Source organism: Asanoa sp. NPDC050611, from assembly GCF_040654855.1.
Lineage (GTDB): Bacteria > Actinomycetota > Actinomycetes > Mycobacteriales > Micromonosporaceae > Asanoa.
The window spans coordinates 1-13791 of record NZ_JBFAIU010000169.1 but is presented as its reverse complement, the minus strand read 5'-3'; the positions used below and the strand labels follow the sequence as shown (position 1 = coordinate 13791).

Here is a 13791-nt window from a genome sequence, read left to right as displayed (position 1 = left end):
CGCCCGCTCCGGACCGGCCGCTGCTCTTCAAGAGCGTCGGCATGTCCTGGCAGGACCTGGTCGTCGCGGAAGCCGTGGTGGCCGCGGCACGATGAGCACCACCACGAGCCGAGGGGGCGGTCCTCTGCCCGCCGTCAGTAGGCCATGGCCGCGGGTCGGCACGTTGCCGAAGTCGTCGTGAACGTCCTCGACGCGCTGTCGCACCGCGGTCAGAACGGCACCGCCGCGGCAGTCCACGCGCGCCCAGACGCTGTTATTCGGCGGCCAGCCGCCGTGTCAACCGATCGAGGCCCGTCTTGATCAGCTGCCCGTAACCGTCGTCGCCGAGTGCGTCGATCCCCGCCCGCGCGCGTTCGAGGTGGTCCCGAGCCCGGTCCGGGTCGCCGAGCCGGTGGTAACAGTCCGCCAGGTTGAGGTGCAGCGACGGGTAGAGGCCGGCCACCGACAGCGGCACGCCGGCCCGGGCCACCCGGTCGTCGCTGAGCAGGTCGGCCGCGGCCAGGGCGCGCAGGTCCCAGACCAGCTCCGCGCGGACGTCGTCCTGCACGTCGGCCATCGAGTGCGCGAGCACGCACACGTGCAGGGGATCCCCTTGCTCGCCGCCGATCTCCGCCCAGATCTCGGCGAACGCGTCGCGAGCGGCGGCCCGCTCGCCCCGACCGTGGTGCAGCTCCACCGCCTGCCCGATGCGGTCGAGCGTCGGATCGGTGCTCATCGACGGGCTCCTTCACGAGCTCGACCGGGTGACGCGGGTTAAAGCGCCGTTTGCTTCCTGGCCACCCGGATTTCAACTAGGGTAAGGGCGCCCGGCCCCGAGTGGCGGCCGCTCAACACCGAGGGTTGGTGATGACCATGGCGAAGAAGTCCAAGAAGGACAAGAAGAAGGACAAGAAAAAGAAGAAGTAGCTCGATCGGGGCGGCCCCGCGAGGGATGCCGCCCCGTCGGTCCTCAGTGGATCCGGCTACTTCAGGAAGTCGAGCACCATCCGGGACAGCTCTTCCGGCTGCTCCTCGAACACGTAGTGTCCCGCGTCGTCGATCACGCCGACGTGCACGTCCTGCGCGTATCCGGCGAGCTGCTCCCCCACCGAGTCGCCGAGGCTGTCCGCCGCCCCGATGGCCAGGACCGGCATCGGTAGCCGGTTCTTCACGAACTCGGCGTTGTCGACCATGTCGTGGCTCAGCTCACGGAAATAGGCGAAGCTCGCCCGCAGGTGGGCGGCGTCCGTCAGGCAGCGGGCCCATTCCCGCAGGCTCTCGTCGTCGATCCCCTCGGGGCGCACCGCCTGCGGCTTCATGAACCCGGTCACCCACGCCAGCTCCCGGCCCTCCACCAGGCCCTCGGGAAAGCCACTGCCCACATTGAACAGACCGAAGTTCCAGTGGCCCGGGCCGTGGGAGGTCAGCACGGGCATCCGGTAGATGGCCTCGTCCGGGATCACGGCCTCGGCGAACACCATGCGCTCCACGTCGTCCGGATGCTGCGCGGCGTACGAGTACGCCACCATCGCGCCGATGTCGTGGCCGATCAACCGGACCGAGTCGTCGAGGTCGAGCCGGCCGAGCAGGCCGTGGAGGTCACCGGCCAGCGTCTTCTTGTCGTAGCCGTCGGCCGGTGCGTCGCTGTCGCCGGCGCCGCGCATGTCCGGTGCCACCACGGTGTAGCTCTCGGCCAGCTCGGGCATCACCTTGCGCCACATGTACCAGGTCTGTGGATACCCGTGCAGGAGCACCAACGTGGGCCCGTCACCGCCGCGCACATAATTGATCTTCAGGCCGCCGACGTCGGTCGTCTGCTCACTGAACCCGTCGGGCGGGCGGCGCTGCGCCGTGCTACCCATGGTCGACTCCTCTCCATCACCTCACACGCGTGCCTCGCATTCCTTCGAAACTACTCGGGTCGCGGGACCCCTTCCGTTCTTCCGCGAGCTTTGCGCGACGTGCAAGCGGCGCGAAACCGATCTGAAGGCGCCGGCTGCCAGACTGGCCAATCGCGGGAACCGGCCCGGGACACGGCAAGCAAGCGGGGGGAAACGGGGAAATGAAACGTCCACAGGCACTCGGATTGCTGGCGGCCACGATGGTCACCCTCCTCACCACGGGTTGCGGGCTCGTCAGTGACGGGACCGGCCCGGCGGCCGAGCGCAAGACGCTCAAGGTCGGCGTCATGGTGGGCATCGACTGTTCCGGCGTGCAGCTCGCGCTCCAGAAGCGCCTCTTCGAGGAGGAAGGGCTCGTCGTCGAGCCCGAGACCGTCCAGAGTGGTGCGATCGCCATCCCGAAGCTGGCCGCCGGGGCGCTCGACTTCACCTTCGGCAACTGGGTGTCCTTCATGAAGGCGCAGGCGGCGGGCGCGGCCGACCTGAGGTTCATCAGCGAGTCGTACGTCGCGCCGCCGGACAGCAACTTCGCCCTCATCACCGGGCCGGGCTCGACGGTCACCGGCGTGCGGGACCTGGCCGGCAAGACGATCGCCGTCAACGCGAAGGGCAACATCAACGAGTTGCTCATCCGCGCCGTCCTCGAGGCCGGCGGGATCGACTTCAGCAGCGTCAAGCTGGTCGAGATGGGCTTCGCCGACATGGCCGGGGCGCTCGCGGCGAAGACCGTCGACGTGGCCGCCCTGCTCGATCCGTTCGTGGTCGACGCGCAGAAGACGATGGGCGCGAAGGTCGTGGTCGACCTCACCGGCGCGGGTCCGACGGCCGACTTCCCGATCGCCGGGTTCGCCACGACCGCGACGTTCGCGCAGGAGAACCCGGAGACCGTCGCCGCGATCCAGCGGGTGCTGCTCAAGGGCCAGCAGCTGTCCGCCGACCGGAAGAACGTGGAGGAGGCGCTGCCGAAGTACGCAAAGATGGACCCGGCGACGGCGGCCTCGGTGAAGATCGGGCAGTATCCGACCGCGATCGACCCGAAGCGCCTGCAGCGCGTGGCCGACCTGCTCGTGAGCTACGGAATGCTGCCGGCGAAGCTCGACGTGGCGCCCTTGGTGGTCCCCGTGCCGGCACCGCGCGACTGAGCGGATGTCCCGGCTGCTCAGAAGCGTCGTCGGAACGGTCGGCGTGCTCGCGTCCTGCGAGCTCGTCGGCCGCTCGGGCCTGGTGAACCCCGCGTACCTACCGCCGCCGTCGACCATCGGCCTGCGGCTGGTCGAACTGTTCAACGACCGCGGCTTCTCGCTCGACGTCGTGCAGTCCGTCCTCTCCTGGGGGCTGGCGCTGATCATCGCGGTGGCGCTCGCGGTGCCGGCCGGCATCGTGTTCGGCAGCCTGCCGCTGGTCCGCGCGGCCTTCAGCGTCGTCGTCGAGTTCCTGCGGCCGATCCCGTCGGTCGCGCTGATCCCGTTGGCCGTCGTCGCGATCAAGACCAACCCCGAGATGAAGATCTCGCTGGCCGTGTTCGGCGCGGTCTGGCCGATCCTGTTCAACACGATGCACGCGATGAACGACATCGAGCCGGTGCGGATCGACACCGCGCGGGCGTTCAACCTCAGCCGCGCCCGCACCCTGGTCGCGGTGAAGCTGCCGAGCATCACGCCGTTCGTCTTCACCGGCATCAGGATCTCCGCCGGCGTCGCGCTGATCCTGATCATCAGCACGGAGATCCTCGCCGGTGGCGGCACCGAGTCGACCGAGCTGTGGGAGCGGGGCGGGCTCGGCACCTTCATCGAGACCGCGAGCGGTGGTGGCGCCCGGATGGACCTCGCGATAGCGGGAACGTTCGTCGCCGGCGTCATCGGGGTGGTCGTCAACCTGGTCTTCACGTGGATCCAGCGGCGCTGGATCGGCTGGTCGGACGGGGAGCGCGCCCGATGAGGCCGGTCCGGCGCCGCGCCGCCGAGACCGGGGTGAAGTGGCTCGTGCTCGTGGCCTGCGTCGCGCTGTGGCAGGTGGCCGCGGCGTCGGCCGCGAACCCCTACTTCCCCACCCCGCGGGTCATCGGCTCGACGATGGCCGACCTCTGGCTGTCGGGGCCACCGTCGCACCTGTTCCTGACCGACGCGGTCGCCGTGGACGTCCTGCCGAGCCTGCTGCGGCTGCTCGCCGGCTTTCTCGTCGCCGGCGCGGCGGGCATCGGGCTGGGTCTGCTGCTCGGCCGGTCCGACCACGCGTCCGCCTACCTCGGCCCCACGCTCACGTTCCTCCGGTCGATCCCGCCACCCGCACTGCTTCCGGTGTTCTTCGTGCTGTTCCCGCTCGGCACGCCGATGCAGCTCGCCGTGATCGTCTTCGGGGTCGTCTGGCCGGTCCTGCTGAACACCATCGACGGCGCGCAGAACCTGGACGCGACGCTGGTCGAGACGACCAGGAGCATGCGGCTCTCCCGGCCCCGCTTCCTCGCGACCGTCGTGTTCCCGGCGGCCCTGCCGAAGATCTTCGCCGGGCTGCGCGTGAGCCTGTCCCTCGCCCTGATCCTGATGGTCATCTCCGAGCTGAAGGGCAGCTACGACGGCCTTGGCGCGCAGATGATCCTGGCACAGCGGAACTTCGACCTGCCGGCCATGTGGGCGGGGATCGTCCTGCTCGGTATGCTCGGCTATCTCCTGAACGCACTGCTGCTCGCCGCACAGCACCGGGTGGTCGGCTGGCACGCCAGGTCAATGAGCGCCACGGGAAGGTGACCGTCCATGTTGGATGTGTCCGGAATCGGCCACGCGTACGGCTCCGGGGCCGCGGCACACACCGCGCTCCGGGACGTCAGCTTCACCGTGCGGCAGGGTGAGATCGTCTGCATCGTCGGGCCGTCCGGCTGCGGCAAGTCGACGCTGCTGCGCGCGGTCTCGGGCCTGCTGCCGCCGTCCGCCGGCCAGTCCTGGCTGACGGGCGTCCCGATCAGGTCGGTGCCGGACGACCTGGCGTTCGTCTTCCAGGAGTACGGCAAGTCGTTGTTCCCGTGGCTCACGGTGCGCGGCAACGTCGCGTTCCCGCTCAAGGCGCGCCGCAGGTCGCGGCAGTCCCGCGACCGGGCCGTCGAGGACGCACTGAGCTCGGTCGGCCTCGCCGACGCGGCCGACAAGCACCCCTGGCAGTTGTCCGGCGGCATGCAGCAGCGGGTCGCGATCGCCCGCGCGCTGGCCTGCGAGCCGAGGTTGCTGCTCATGGACGAGCCGTTCGCCTCGGTGGACGCGCAGACCCGCGCCGATCTCGAGGACCTGCTGCTGCGCGTCCGGCGCGCGTACCGCACGACGGTCCTGCTCGTGACCCACGACATCGACGAGAGCGTGTACCTCGCGGACCGGGTGCTCGTGCTCTCCACCGCGCCGGGCACCGTCGTCGCCGACATCGACGTGACGCCCCTCGGCCCCGACCGCGACCAGATCACCACCAGGGAGAGCGACGGGTTCGTCCACCTGCGCGGTGAGGTGGCCCGCCTGCTCCGTTACGGCACGGACCGGCACGCTCCTCAGGAGGCGTGATCGAGCCCCACCGACGCCGCGTAGCCGGTGACGATCGCCTCGAGCTCGGCGCGGCTCGCGACCTCGTCGATGCGGGTGAACCCGTCGGGCGCCCGCTCGGCGACGAGGTCGATGACCCGCTCCGGGCCACCTCGGCGGTTGTCGTGCACGATCCTGGCCGTCGCCGGCAACCGCGCCGCCTCGTACGCCCGCAGGGCGGCGGCGACGTCGCCGGTCTCCGCCAGCAGCGGCGCGAGGCAGCGGGCGTCGAGGATGGCCTGGGCGGCACCGTTGGACCCCATCGGATACATGGGGTGCGCCGCGTCACCGAGCAGGGTCACCCGGCCGAAGGACCAGCGGGGAACCGGGTCCCGGTCGCACATCGGGAACTCGTGGCACTCCCCCGCCGTGCGTACGACGTCGGCGATGTCCACCATCGACAGGCGGAACTCCCGCTCGACGTGCGGCAGCACCTCGTCGAGCCGGCCGGGCCGGTTCCAGTCCTCGCGCCGCGGCGGCGGTTGCGAGCCGTCGCCGAGCTTGACGCAGACGGCCCAGTTGAGCAGCGGCGTCTCCGGCCCGTCGCGGTGCGAGATCGGGTAGAGCACCAGCTTGGCCCGGTCCAGGCCGCCGGCGACGATCATCGATCGGCCGGTGAGGAAGCGCGGATACGGCACCGCTCCCCGCCAGATCAGCACGCCGTTCCAGGACGGTGGCCCCTCGGCCGGATACAGCAGGCGGCGTACGGTCGAATGGATCCCGTCGGCCGCGACGAGTAGGTCGCCCCGGACCTCGGTGGTCGCACCGGAGCCGGCCACCGCGAAGGTGGCGGTGACGCCGTGCGCGGACTGCGCGACGTTCACGAGCCGGTGGCCCGGGTGGATGCGCTCCGCCCCGATGCGCTCCCGCGCCGCCGCGTGCAACACGCCCTGCAGCGCGCCGCGGTGGATCGAGAACTGCGGGACGTCGTGCCCGGCGGCCAGGCCGCGTGGCTCGCGCCAGATCTCCTGGCCCAGCCGGTTGGTGTAGATCAGCTCGTGGGTGCGGACCCCCACGGCGTCGAGGGCGTCGAGCAGCCCGAGCGCGGCGAGCTCGCGCGTGGCGTGCGGCAGGAGGTTGATCCCGACGCCGAGCTCGCGGATCTCGCGCGACTGCTCGAACACCTCGCACTCGACCCCGACCTCGTGCAGGCTCAACGCGGTCGCGAAACCGCCGATCCCACCCCCGATGACCAGTGCCCGCACGCCCGCACCTCCTGCCGCTCCGCGAAGTCTCGCACCGTCGGCTTTCATCTCGCCTTCGCGCCGTCAGCGGATCCAGCGGTAGCGGTGTTCGGGACGCCCGGTGCCGCCGTACCGGCGCCGGATCTCCGCCTTTCCGCTCTGCGCGAGGTATTCGAGGTAGCGGCGCGTGCTGACCCGCGAGAGCCCGGCCTGCTCCGCGCACTCCGCCGCGGACAGGTCGGTGCCGCTGTCGCGGAGCACGGAGACCACGAGGTCCGCGGTCGTCGGGTTCAGCCCCTTGGGCAGCGTCACGTCGGCCTGGCGCAGCGCGCCGAAGAGCCGGTCGACGTCGGTCTGCGCCGCCGCGTCCGGGCCGGCCGCGGAGAACCGCCGCAGCGCGGCCGCGTACCGCTCCAGGCTGGACCGCAGGGTGTCGAACGAGAACGGCTTGACCACGTAGTGCACGACGCCACCACGCAGCGCGCCGCGTACGGTCTGCGCGTCCCGGGCCGCCGTCACCACCAGCACGTCGACCGGGGTGTCCCGCTCCCGGAGGCGGCGCAACACCTCCAGCCCGGAGATGTCCGGCAGGTAGATGTCGAGCAGCACGAGGTCGGGGCCCAGCTCGTCGACCGCGGCGAGGGCGTCCTCGCCGGTGTGCGCCACCCCGACGACGTCGAACCCCGGCACCCGTTCCACCAGCCCGGTGTGCACCCGGGCCACCATGAAGTCGTCGTCGACGACCAGGACCCGGATCACGATGGGATCCGCGCCGTGAACGTCGAGCCGGTCACCCCGACGGATCCGCCGCGGCCGGCGCAGACCTTGGTCACCAGCGCGAGACCGAGGCCGCGGTGACCGTCCCCGCTCTTGGTGGTGAACCCGCCGCGGAACACCTGGTCGGCGAGATCCGCCGGCACACCCGCGCCGGAGTCGCGGACGGTGACGACCACGTCGGTGGCCTCGTGCCCGACGCTCACCTCCACGCTCCCGCCGGGCGACACGGCGTCGATGGCGTTGTCGACGAGGTTGCCCGTCACGGTGACCAGGTCGGCCGACAGCCGGTCGTCGAGGGGCGCGGGTATGCCGCTGTCGGCCGCCACGACCAGCGACACCTGCTGCTCGGCCGCGACGCTGGCCTTGGCGATGATCAACGCGGCCAGGGCCGGATCGGCGATCCGCGACTGCACCTCGTTGCTCAGGGTCTCCTGTGCCTCGCCGGCGCTGATGATGAAGTTCACGGCCTCCTCGTGCTGGCCCAGCTGGAGCAGCCCGGAGATGGTGTGCAGCCGGTTCGTGAACTCGTGCGCCTGCGCGCGCAGGGTGTCGGTGGCCGTGCGGCTCAGCGCCAGCTCCCGCTCCAAAGAGGACAGCTCGGTCTGGTCGCGCAGCGTCGTGACCGAGCCGACCGACGTGCCGCGCACGACCACCGGCATCCGGTTGAGCACCAGGACCCGGGCGTTCTGCACGACGACGGCATCCGGTTCGTCGATGCCGCCGGTGAGCAGGTCGGCCAGCGGCTCGCCGACGATCGCGCGCAGCGGCCGCCCGGTCGCGTCGGGCGGCAGCCCCAGCAGCCGGACCGCCTCGTCGTTGGCCAGCGTCACCCGGCCGGCGGTGTCCAGGCCCATCAGGCCCTCCTTGATCCCGTGCAGCATCGCCTCGCGGTGCTCGACCAGACCGGCGATCTCGCGCGGCTCCAACCCGAGCGTCTGCCGCTTGACCCGGCGGGCCAGCAGCAGGGAGCCGCCGACGCCCAGCACGGATCCGAGCAGAAGGTACGTCAGCAGGTCCGGCGTCGCGGCGGCGATCAGCTCCGGCCAGGAGGGGTACGCCTTGCCGGCGATCACGAGACCGAGGACGTGTGCGTCAGCCGGGTCCAGGATCGGCTCGTGCGCCACGAGGAACCGTGACCCGTCGTCGACCACCCCGAGCCAGCCCCGGCCGGCCAGCCCGGCGCTGTCGCCGAGCGGTGCGCGGCGGCCGCTGTCCGGGCCGGTGATCAGGGTCCCGCTCGCGTCGGTGAGCACGACGAACGACGAACCGGAGACGCTGCGCGCGGTCTCCGCCACGCCAGCCAGCGGCTCCTGCCAGATCGGGTCACCGACACCCTGGCGGACCGTCTCGTTGGCGGCGAGGTTCGCCGCGATCGACCGCAGCCGCCCGCCCTCCTCCCGGCGGAACGCGGCGGCCGACCCGGCCAGCGACACCGCGCCCACCGCCGCGGCGACCAGCAGGACGATGCCGAGCTGGAACAGCAGCAACTGCCGGGTCAGGGTGAGCTGCCAGCGCATAGGCCTGCTCCTGTCGGTGTGTTGCGCGAAGGGTACTCGCCGCGGATCGCGGCCGAAACGACCAAAAGTTCCTGTGCGTACACAAGCGTGACCCGCCGCATCGGGGTCCGGCATGGTGCGCGTAACACGCCCGCCATCCGTCAGCGACAGGAGCGTTACCCCATGATGCGCCGAAGGTTCCTTGGCATAGCGGTGACCGCGGTCGTCCTCGGCGCCGCCGGCTGCGCGGAGCAGTCCGTCGGCGGGAAGAACGACCAGGCCGCCGCCGCGTACCCGAGCAAGACGCTGCAGATCATGGCTCCCGCGGCCGCCGGCGGCGGCTGGGACACCACCGCCCGCTCCATGCAGAAGGCGTTGCAGGACGCGAACCTCCTCAACGGACAGTCGGCCGAGGTGCGCAACGTCAACGGCGCGGCCGGCACGATCGGGCTCGCCGAGCTCGTCAGCAGCCACTCGGGCAACGCGCACCAGCTCATGATCACGGGCCTGGTGATGGTCGGCGGCGTCGTCACCAACAAGTCGCAGGTCGACCTGACGAAGACGACGCCGATCGCCACCCTGACCTCCGAGTCGGAGGTCGTCGTCGTGCGCGCCGACTCGCCGTACAAGAGCCTCAAGGACCTGCTGGACGCGGCCAAGGCCGACCCCACCGCGGTGAAGTGGGGCGGCGGCTCGGCCGGCGGCACCGACCACATCCTGGTCGGGTTGCTGGCCAAGGCGGCCGGCGCCGACGCGAAGACGGTGGCCAAGCAGTACGTCGCGTACTCCGGCGGCGGCGAGGCCAAGGCGGCCCTGCTCTCCGGCGACATCTCGGTCGGCGTCTCCGGGGCGAGCGAGTTCGCCGACCTGGTCAAGGCCGGCGACCTGCGGGCCTTGGCGGTCTCCGGCGGGGCGCCGGAGGACGTCGGAGCGGGCTCGCCGACGGCGACGATCAAGGACGCCGGGTACGACGTGGAACTGCTCAACTGGCGCGGGGTCGTGGCGCCGCCCGGGATCAGCGAGGCCGACCGGACCGCGGTGATCGGCCTGGTGGACAAGCTGCACACCTCCGACGCGTGGATGCAGACGCTCACCGAGAAGAAGTGGCAGGACTTCTACAAGTCCGGCGACGAGGCGAAGGCGTACTTCGAGTCGGAGAGCACGCGGATCACGTCGGTCCTGGCCGAGATCGGCCTGGGCCAGTGACCGAGCCCGATCGCACGGAGGCGAGCCCGCTGGCCGGGCTCGCCGCCGGCGTGGTGCTGGTCGTGGCGGGGGTGGCGTTGTTCACGCGCGCGCTGGTCGCCGGCGCCGAGAACGGCATCACGCTGGGCGGGCCCACCACGGCGCCGATCGTCGTCACCGGACTCTGGGTGGTGGTGGCCGTCGCCTACCTCGGCACCCAGGTCGCCGCGTGGCGGCGGCGCGGGCAAGGCCCCATCGACCGACCGGCCTGGCGCGCGCCGCTGCTCCTGCTGGCGCTGCTGGTCGCGTACGCCGTCGTGCTCAAGTACACGGCGGTCGGCTACGTGCTCGCCACCCTCGCGTTCTACGTCGGCGCGGCCCAGTTGCTCTCGACCCGCCCGCTCCGCGAGGTGATCGTGCGCGACGCCATCGTCGGCGCCGTCCTGGCCCTGGGCATTTACCTGGCCTTCACCAAGCTCCTCGGCATCGTGCTGCCGGCGGGGGTGCTGCCGCTGTGAACGCGTTCGCCGACCTGATCGACGGCTTCGGCACGGTGCTGACACCGCAGAACCTGCTGTACGCCGCGATCGGCGTCACCGTCGGCACGCTGGTCGGCATGCTGCCGGGCATCGGGCCCGCGCTGACCATCGCGCTGCTGCTGCCGGTGGCCCTCGAGCTGGACGACCCGACGGGCACGCTCATCATGTTCGCCGGCATCTACTACGGCGCCATGTACGGCGGCTCCACCACCTCGATCCTGCTCAACACCCCCGGCGAGTCGGCGTCGGTGGCCACCTCGATCGAGGGCTACCAGATGGCCAAGCGCGGCCGGGCCCGCGCCGCGCTGGCCACGGCCGCGATCGGCTCGTTCGTCGCCGCGATCATCACGACCGTCCTGCTGACCTTCGTGACCGAGCCGATGGCCCGCCTGGCCGTCTCGTTCCGCGCCTCGGACTACTTCGCGTTGGCCCTGCTGGCTATGGTCACGGTCACCGCGGTCGTCGGGTCGTCCATCGTCCGCGGGCTGATGTCGCTCACCTTCGGGCTGTTCCTCGGCGTCGTCGGCATCGACGCGCTGACCGGCCAGGCCCGGTTCACCTTCGGCGTCGCCTCGATGCTCGACGGCATCGACGTCGTCGTCGTGATCGTCGGGCTGTTCGCGGTCGGTGAGACGCTGTTCATCGCCTCCCGGCTGCGTGACCTGCCGGAGAAGGCGGTCCCGCTCGAACCGGCCACCGGCTTCGCGTGGCTCTCCCGCGCCGACTGGAGCCGGTCGTGGCGGCCGTGGTTGCGCGGCACCGCACTCGGCTTCCCGTTCGGCGCGCTGCCGTCGGGCGGCGCCGAGCTGCCGACGTTCCTGTCCTACATGTACGAGAAACGGCGCGCCAGGAACAAGGACGAGTTCGGCCGTGGCGCGATCGAGGGCGTCGCCGGGCCCGAGGCCGCCAACAACGCGTCGTTCTCCGGCGTGCTCGTGCCGCTGCTGACGCTCGGCATCCCGACCTCGGCGACGGCAGCGGTCATGCTGGCGGCGTTCAGCTACTTCAACCTCTCCCCCGGCCCGCAGCTCCTGCAGAACCAGGGCACGCTCGTCTGGGCCCTGATCGCGTCGCTGTTCGTCGGCAACGTGCTGCTGCTCGCCCTCAACCTCCCGCTGATCCGGCTCTGGGTGAAGGTGCTGCGGATCCCCCGGCCGCTGCTCTACTCCGGGATCCTCGTGTTCGCCACGCTCGGCGTCTACGCCGTGTCCGGCAACATCGTCGACGTGCTGCTCGCGTACGCCATCGGTCTGATCGCCATGCTCATGCGGCACCTGGACTTCCCGGTCGCGCCCGCCATCCTCGGCCTCATCCTGGGGCCGCTGATGGAGACCCAGTTCCGGCGGGCACTGCTGCTCGCCGACGGCGACCTGTCGATCTTCGTCCGGCGGCCGCTCACCCTGGCGCTGCTGCTGCTCGCCGTGGCCGCCCTCGCCCTGCCCCACCTGCCCAGGCTGTTCCGCGGCCGGCGCGCGGACCGACTGGCGGTGGTCACGGGCGAGGACTGAGGATGTGCCTGTGCAGCGCCGAACGCTCCTCGCCGCGGCGGCCGCCGCGCTGCTTCCCGTGGCCGGGTGCCGCCGGGAGGCCGCGGCGCCGCTGCGGCTGATGGTGCCCAACGCGCCCGGCAGCGGCTATGACGTGACCGCGCGGGCGGTCGGCACGGCGCTCGAGGTGAGCGGGGTCGCGCGCGGCATCGAGATCTTCCACCTGCCCGGCGCCGGCGGGGCGGTCGGCCTGCAGCGTCTGGTCTACGAGCGGGGCAACGGCGACATGCTGATGCTCATGGGCCTCGGCCTGGTCGGTGCCCAGCACACGCTGCCCGGCTCGGCGACGCTCGCCGACGTCACGCCGATCGCGCGCCTGGTCGAGGAGCCGGAGGCGTTCGTGGTCACCCGCGACTCTCCTCTTCGGACGATGGCCGACCTCGTGGCGGCCTGGCGCGCCGCACCGGCGGACCTGGCGGTCGGCGGCGGCTCCACCACGGGCGGTCCCGACCATCTCGCGCCGATGCTGGTCGCGCGGGCGCTGGGCATACCGCCACCGCGGGTCCGCTACGTCCGCTACGACGGCGGTGGCACCCTGCTGGCCGCCGCGCTCGGCGGGCGGGTCGCAGTCGCGGTCTCCAGCCTCGGCGAGTACGTCCAGCAGATCGTCTCCGGCCAGCTCCGCGTGCTCGCCGTGACCGGCGCCGCCCGGACGCCGGGAGTGGACGCGCCCACGCTGCGCGAGGCCGGCGTCGACGTGGTCTTCGTCAACTGGCGCGGGCTGGTCGCACCGCCCGGCCTGGACACCACCGCCGAGCGGAAGCTGCTGGGCATCGCCGACGGCCTGCGCGCCTCGCCGGCCTGGCGCGACACCGTGGCGCGCAACCACTGGACGGACGCGTACCTGCGCGGTGCGGAGTTCGGCACGTTCCTGCGGGACGCGGACGCCCGCCGCTCGCGCACGCTGGCCGGTCTGGGCCTCAGCTAGCCGTCGGCGCGCGGTCGTCCAGCTCGTCCTCCCACTGTCGTCTCAGGACGGTGGGCACGTCGCCGTGCAGGGCCGCGCGGAACAGGTCCAGCTCCGCCGCGGTCAGCGGGAGCGCCGGGAAGGCGCGTCCGACCGCCTCCGCGAACGCCGAGCCACGTCGGGCCAGCGCCGGCGCGGCATCCACATAGGGTGAGATGTACGGCGCGACCAGGTCCCGCTGGGCCGGCGACCACAGACCGTCGGCCAGCGCCCGGAAGCGTCGGACGGAGACGTCGGCGTCGCCCGTCATCTCGGCCCAGGCCGCCGCCTTCGCCGCGGCTCGGGGGCGGGCGGCCAGTGCCGCCGCGGCGCCGAGATCCCCCGCGGCGGTGCCGTCCCGGAGCCGCTCCGCCTCGATCTCCGGCGCGTCGAGGTCGCCGAGCTCGGCCAGCCGCCGCACGGTCGCCCAGCGCAGCCCCGGGTCGAGCGCCAGCCCCTGGTCGGTCCGGCCCGTGGCCAGCCAGCGCCGCAGCAGCGCGGTGTCGCCCGTGGCCCGGGCCAGCCCCCGGGCCAGCGCCACCGCGCGCTGCTCGTCCTGCTCACCGTCGAGCGCACACGCGGCCGCGACCGTCTCCAGCGCCGCGCTCACCTCCTCCGGGCGCAGCACGCGGCGCACGAGGTGGTTCAGTGTCCGGTCGACGGCGGCGGTCACGAGGGTG

General features: G+C 72.0%; 14 protein-coding genes. 8 read left to right on the top strand and 6 right to left on the bottom strand.

Annotated elements, in window-relative coordinates; all coding sequences use genetic code 11:
- Positions 1 to 253 precede the first annotated feature (253 nt).
- Together AB0H87_RS24325 and AB0H87_RS24320 are read right to left on the bottom strand one after the other, a co-directional pair.
- Complete coding sequence (locus AB0H87_RS24325) at positions 254 to 715, bottom strand: hypothetical protein (protein WP_360149785.1); 462 nt, start codon at positions 713 to 715, stop codon at positions 254 to 256.
- A 247-nt stretch (positions 716 to 962) separates the two neighbouring features.
- Positions 963 to 1841 (bottom strand): alpha/beta hydrolase, encoded by an 879-nt coding sequence (locus AB0H87_RS24320; protein WP_360149782.1) that lies wholly within the window; start codon positions 1839 to 1841, stop codon positions 963 to 965.
- A gap of 200 nt (positions 1842 to 2041) precedes the next feature.
- Between AB0H87_RS24320 and AB0H87_RS24315 the strand changes: the two genes are divergently transcribed.
- From AB0H87_RS24315 to AB0H87_RS24300, 4 genes are read left to right on the top strand one after another with little or no spacing between them, the layout of a single operon-like run.
- Positions 2042 to 3022, top strand: a complete 981-nt coding sequence (locus AB0H87_RS24315; protein WP_360149779.1) for an ABC transporter substrate-binding protein — start codon at positions 2042 to 2044, stop codon at positions 3020 to 3022.
- A gap of 4 nt (positions 3023 to 3026) precedes the next feature.
- Positions 3027 to 3818 carry an ABC transporter permease gene (locus tag AB0H87_RS24310; RefSeq protein WP_360149776.1) on the top strand — a complete coding sequence of 264 codons (792 nt, stop codon included), beginning with the start codon at positions 3027 to 3029 and terminating at the stop codon, positions 3816 to 3818.
- Positions 3815 to 4624, top strand: coding sequence for an ABC transporter permease (locus tag AB0H87_RS24305; protein ID WP_360149773.1), 810 nt, complete (start codon positions 3815 to 3817; stop codon positions 4622 to 4624). The genes AB0H87_RS24310 and AB0H87_RS24305 overlap by 4 nt, the downstream gene beginning before the upstream one ends.
- Positions 4625 to 4630: 6 nt before the next feature.
- Positions 4631 to 5419, top strand: a complete 789-nt coding sequence (locus AB0H87_RS24300; RefSeq protein ID WP_360149770.1) for an ABC transporter ATP-binding protein — start codon at positions 4631 to 4633, stop codon at positions 5417 to 5419.
- Here AB0H87_RS24300 and AB0H87_RS24295 read toward each other — a convergent pair.
- From AB0H87_RS24295 to AB0H87_RS24285, 3 genes are all read right to left on the bottom strand, one after another.
- Complete coding sequence (locus AB0H87_RS24295; protein WP_360149767.1) at positions 5407 to 6642, bottom strand: flavin-dependent oxidoreductase; 1236 nt, start codon at positions 6640 to 6642, stop codon at positions 5407 to 5409. The two genes, AB0H87_RS24300 and AB0H87_RS24295, sit on opposite strands and share 13 nt — an antisense overlap.
- Positions 6643 to 6705: 63 nt before the next feature.
- Positions 6706 to 7380: a response regulator gene (locus AB0H87_RS24290; RefSeq protein ID WP_360149764.1), complete on the bottom strand. Its 675-nt coding sequence runs from the start codon at positions 7378 to 7380 to the stop codon at positions 6706 to 6708.
- Positions 7377 to 8915 (bottom strand): ATP-binding protein, encoded by a 1539-nt coding sequence (locus tag AB0H87_RS24285; protein WP_360149761.1) that lies wholly within the window; start codon positions 8913 to 8915, stop codon positions 7377 to 7379. The genes AB0H87_RS24290 and AB0H87_RS24285 overlap by 4 nt, the downstream gene beginning before the upstream one ends.
- 192 nt (positions 8916 to 9107) lie before the next feature.
- Here AB0H87_RS24285 and AB0H87_RS24280 point away from each other — a divergent pair, with 192 nt between their 5' ends.
- Genes AB0H87_RS24280 through AB0H87_RS24265 form a run of 4 tightly spaced genes read left to right on the top strand, consistent with a single transcriptional unit; the run spans position 9108 to position 13093 of the window.
- Entirely contained in the window at positions 9108 to 10100 is a 993-nt protein-coding gene (locus AB0H87_RS24280) for a tripartite tricarboxylate transporter substrate-binding protein (protein WP_360149758.1), read from the top strand.
- Positions 10097 to 10597: a tripartite tricarboxylate transporter TctB family protein gene (locus AB0H87_RS24275; RefSeq protein ID WP_360149755.1), complete on the top strand. Its 501-nt coding sequence runs from the start codon at positions 10097 to 10099 to the stop codon at positions 10595 to 10597. Before AB0H87_RS24280 ends, AB0H87_RS24275 begins: the two co-directional genes overlap by 4 nt.
- Positions 10594 to 12126, top strand: coding sequence for a tripartite tricarboxylate transporter permease (locus tag AB0H87_RS24270; RefSeq protein WP_360149752.1), 1533 nt, complete (start codon positions 10594 to 10596; stop codon positions 12124 to 12126). Before AB0H87_RS24275 ends, AB0H87_RS24270 begins: the two co-directional genes overlap by 4 nt.
- 10 nt (positions 12127 to 12136) lie before the next feature.
- Positions 12137 to 13093 (top strand): tripartite tricarboxylate transporter substrate binding protein, encoded by a 957-nt coding sequence (locus tag AB0H87_RS24265; protein WP_360149749.1) that lies wholly within the window; start codon positions 12137 to 12139, stop codon positions 13091 to 13093.
- Here AB0H87_RS24265 and AB0H87_RS24260 read toward each other — a convergent pair.
- Positions 13086 to 13791, bottom strand: a 706-nt coding sequence (locus tag AB0H87_RS24260) for an ERAP1-like C-terminal domain-containing protein (protein WP_360149746.1), incomplete at its 5' end; no start/stop codon positions are given. The two genes, AB0H87_RS24265 and AB0H87_RS24260, sit on opposite strands and share 8 nt — an antisense overlap.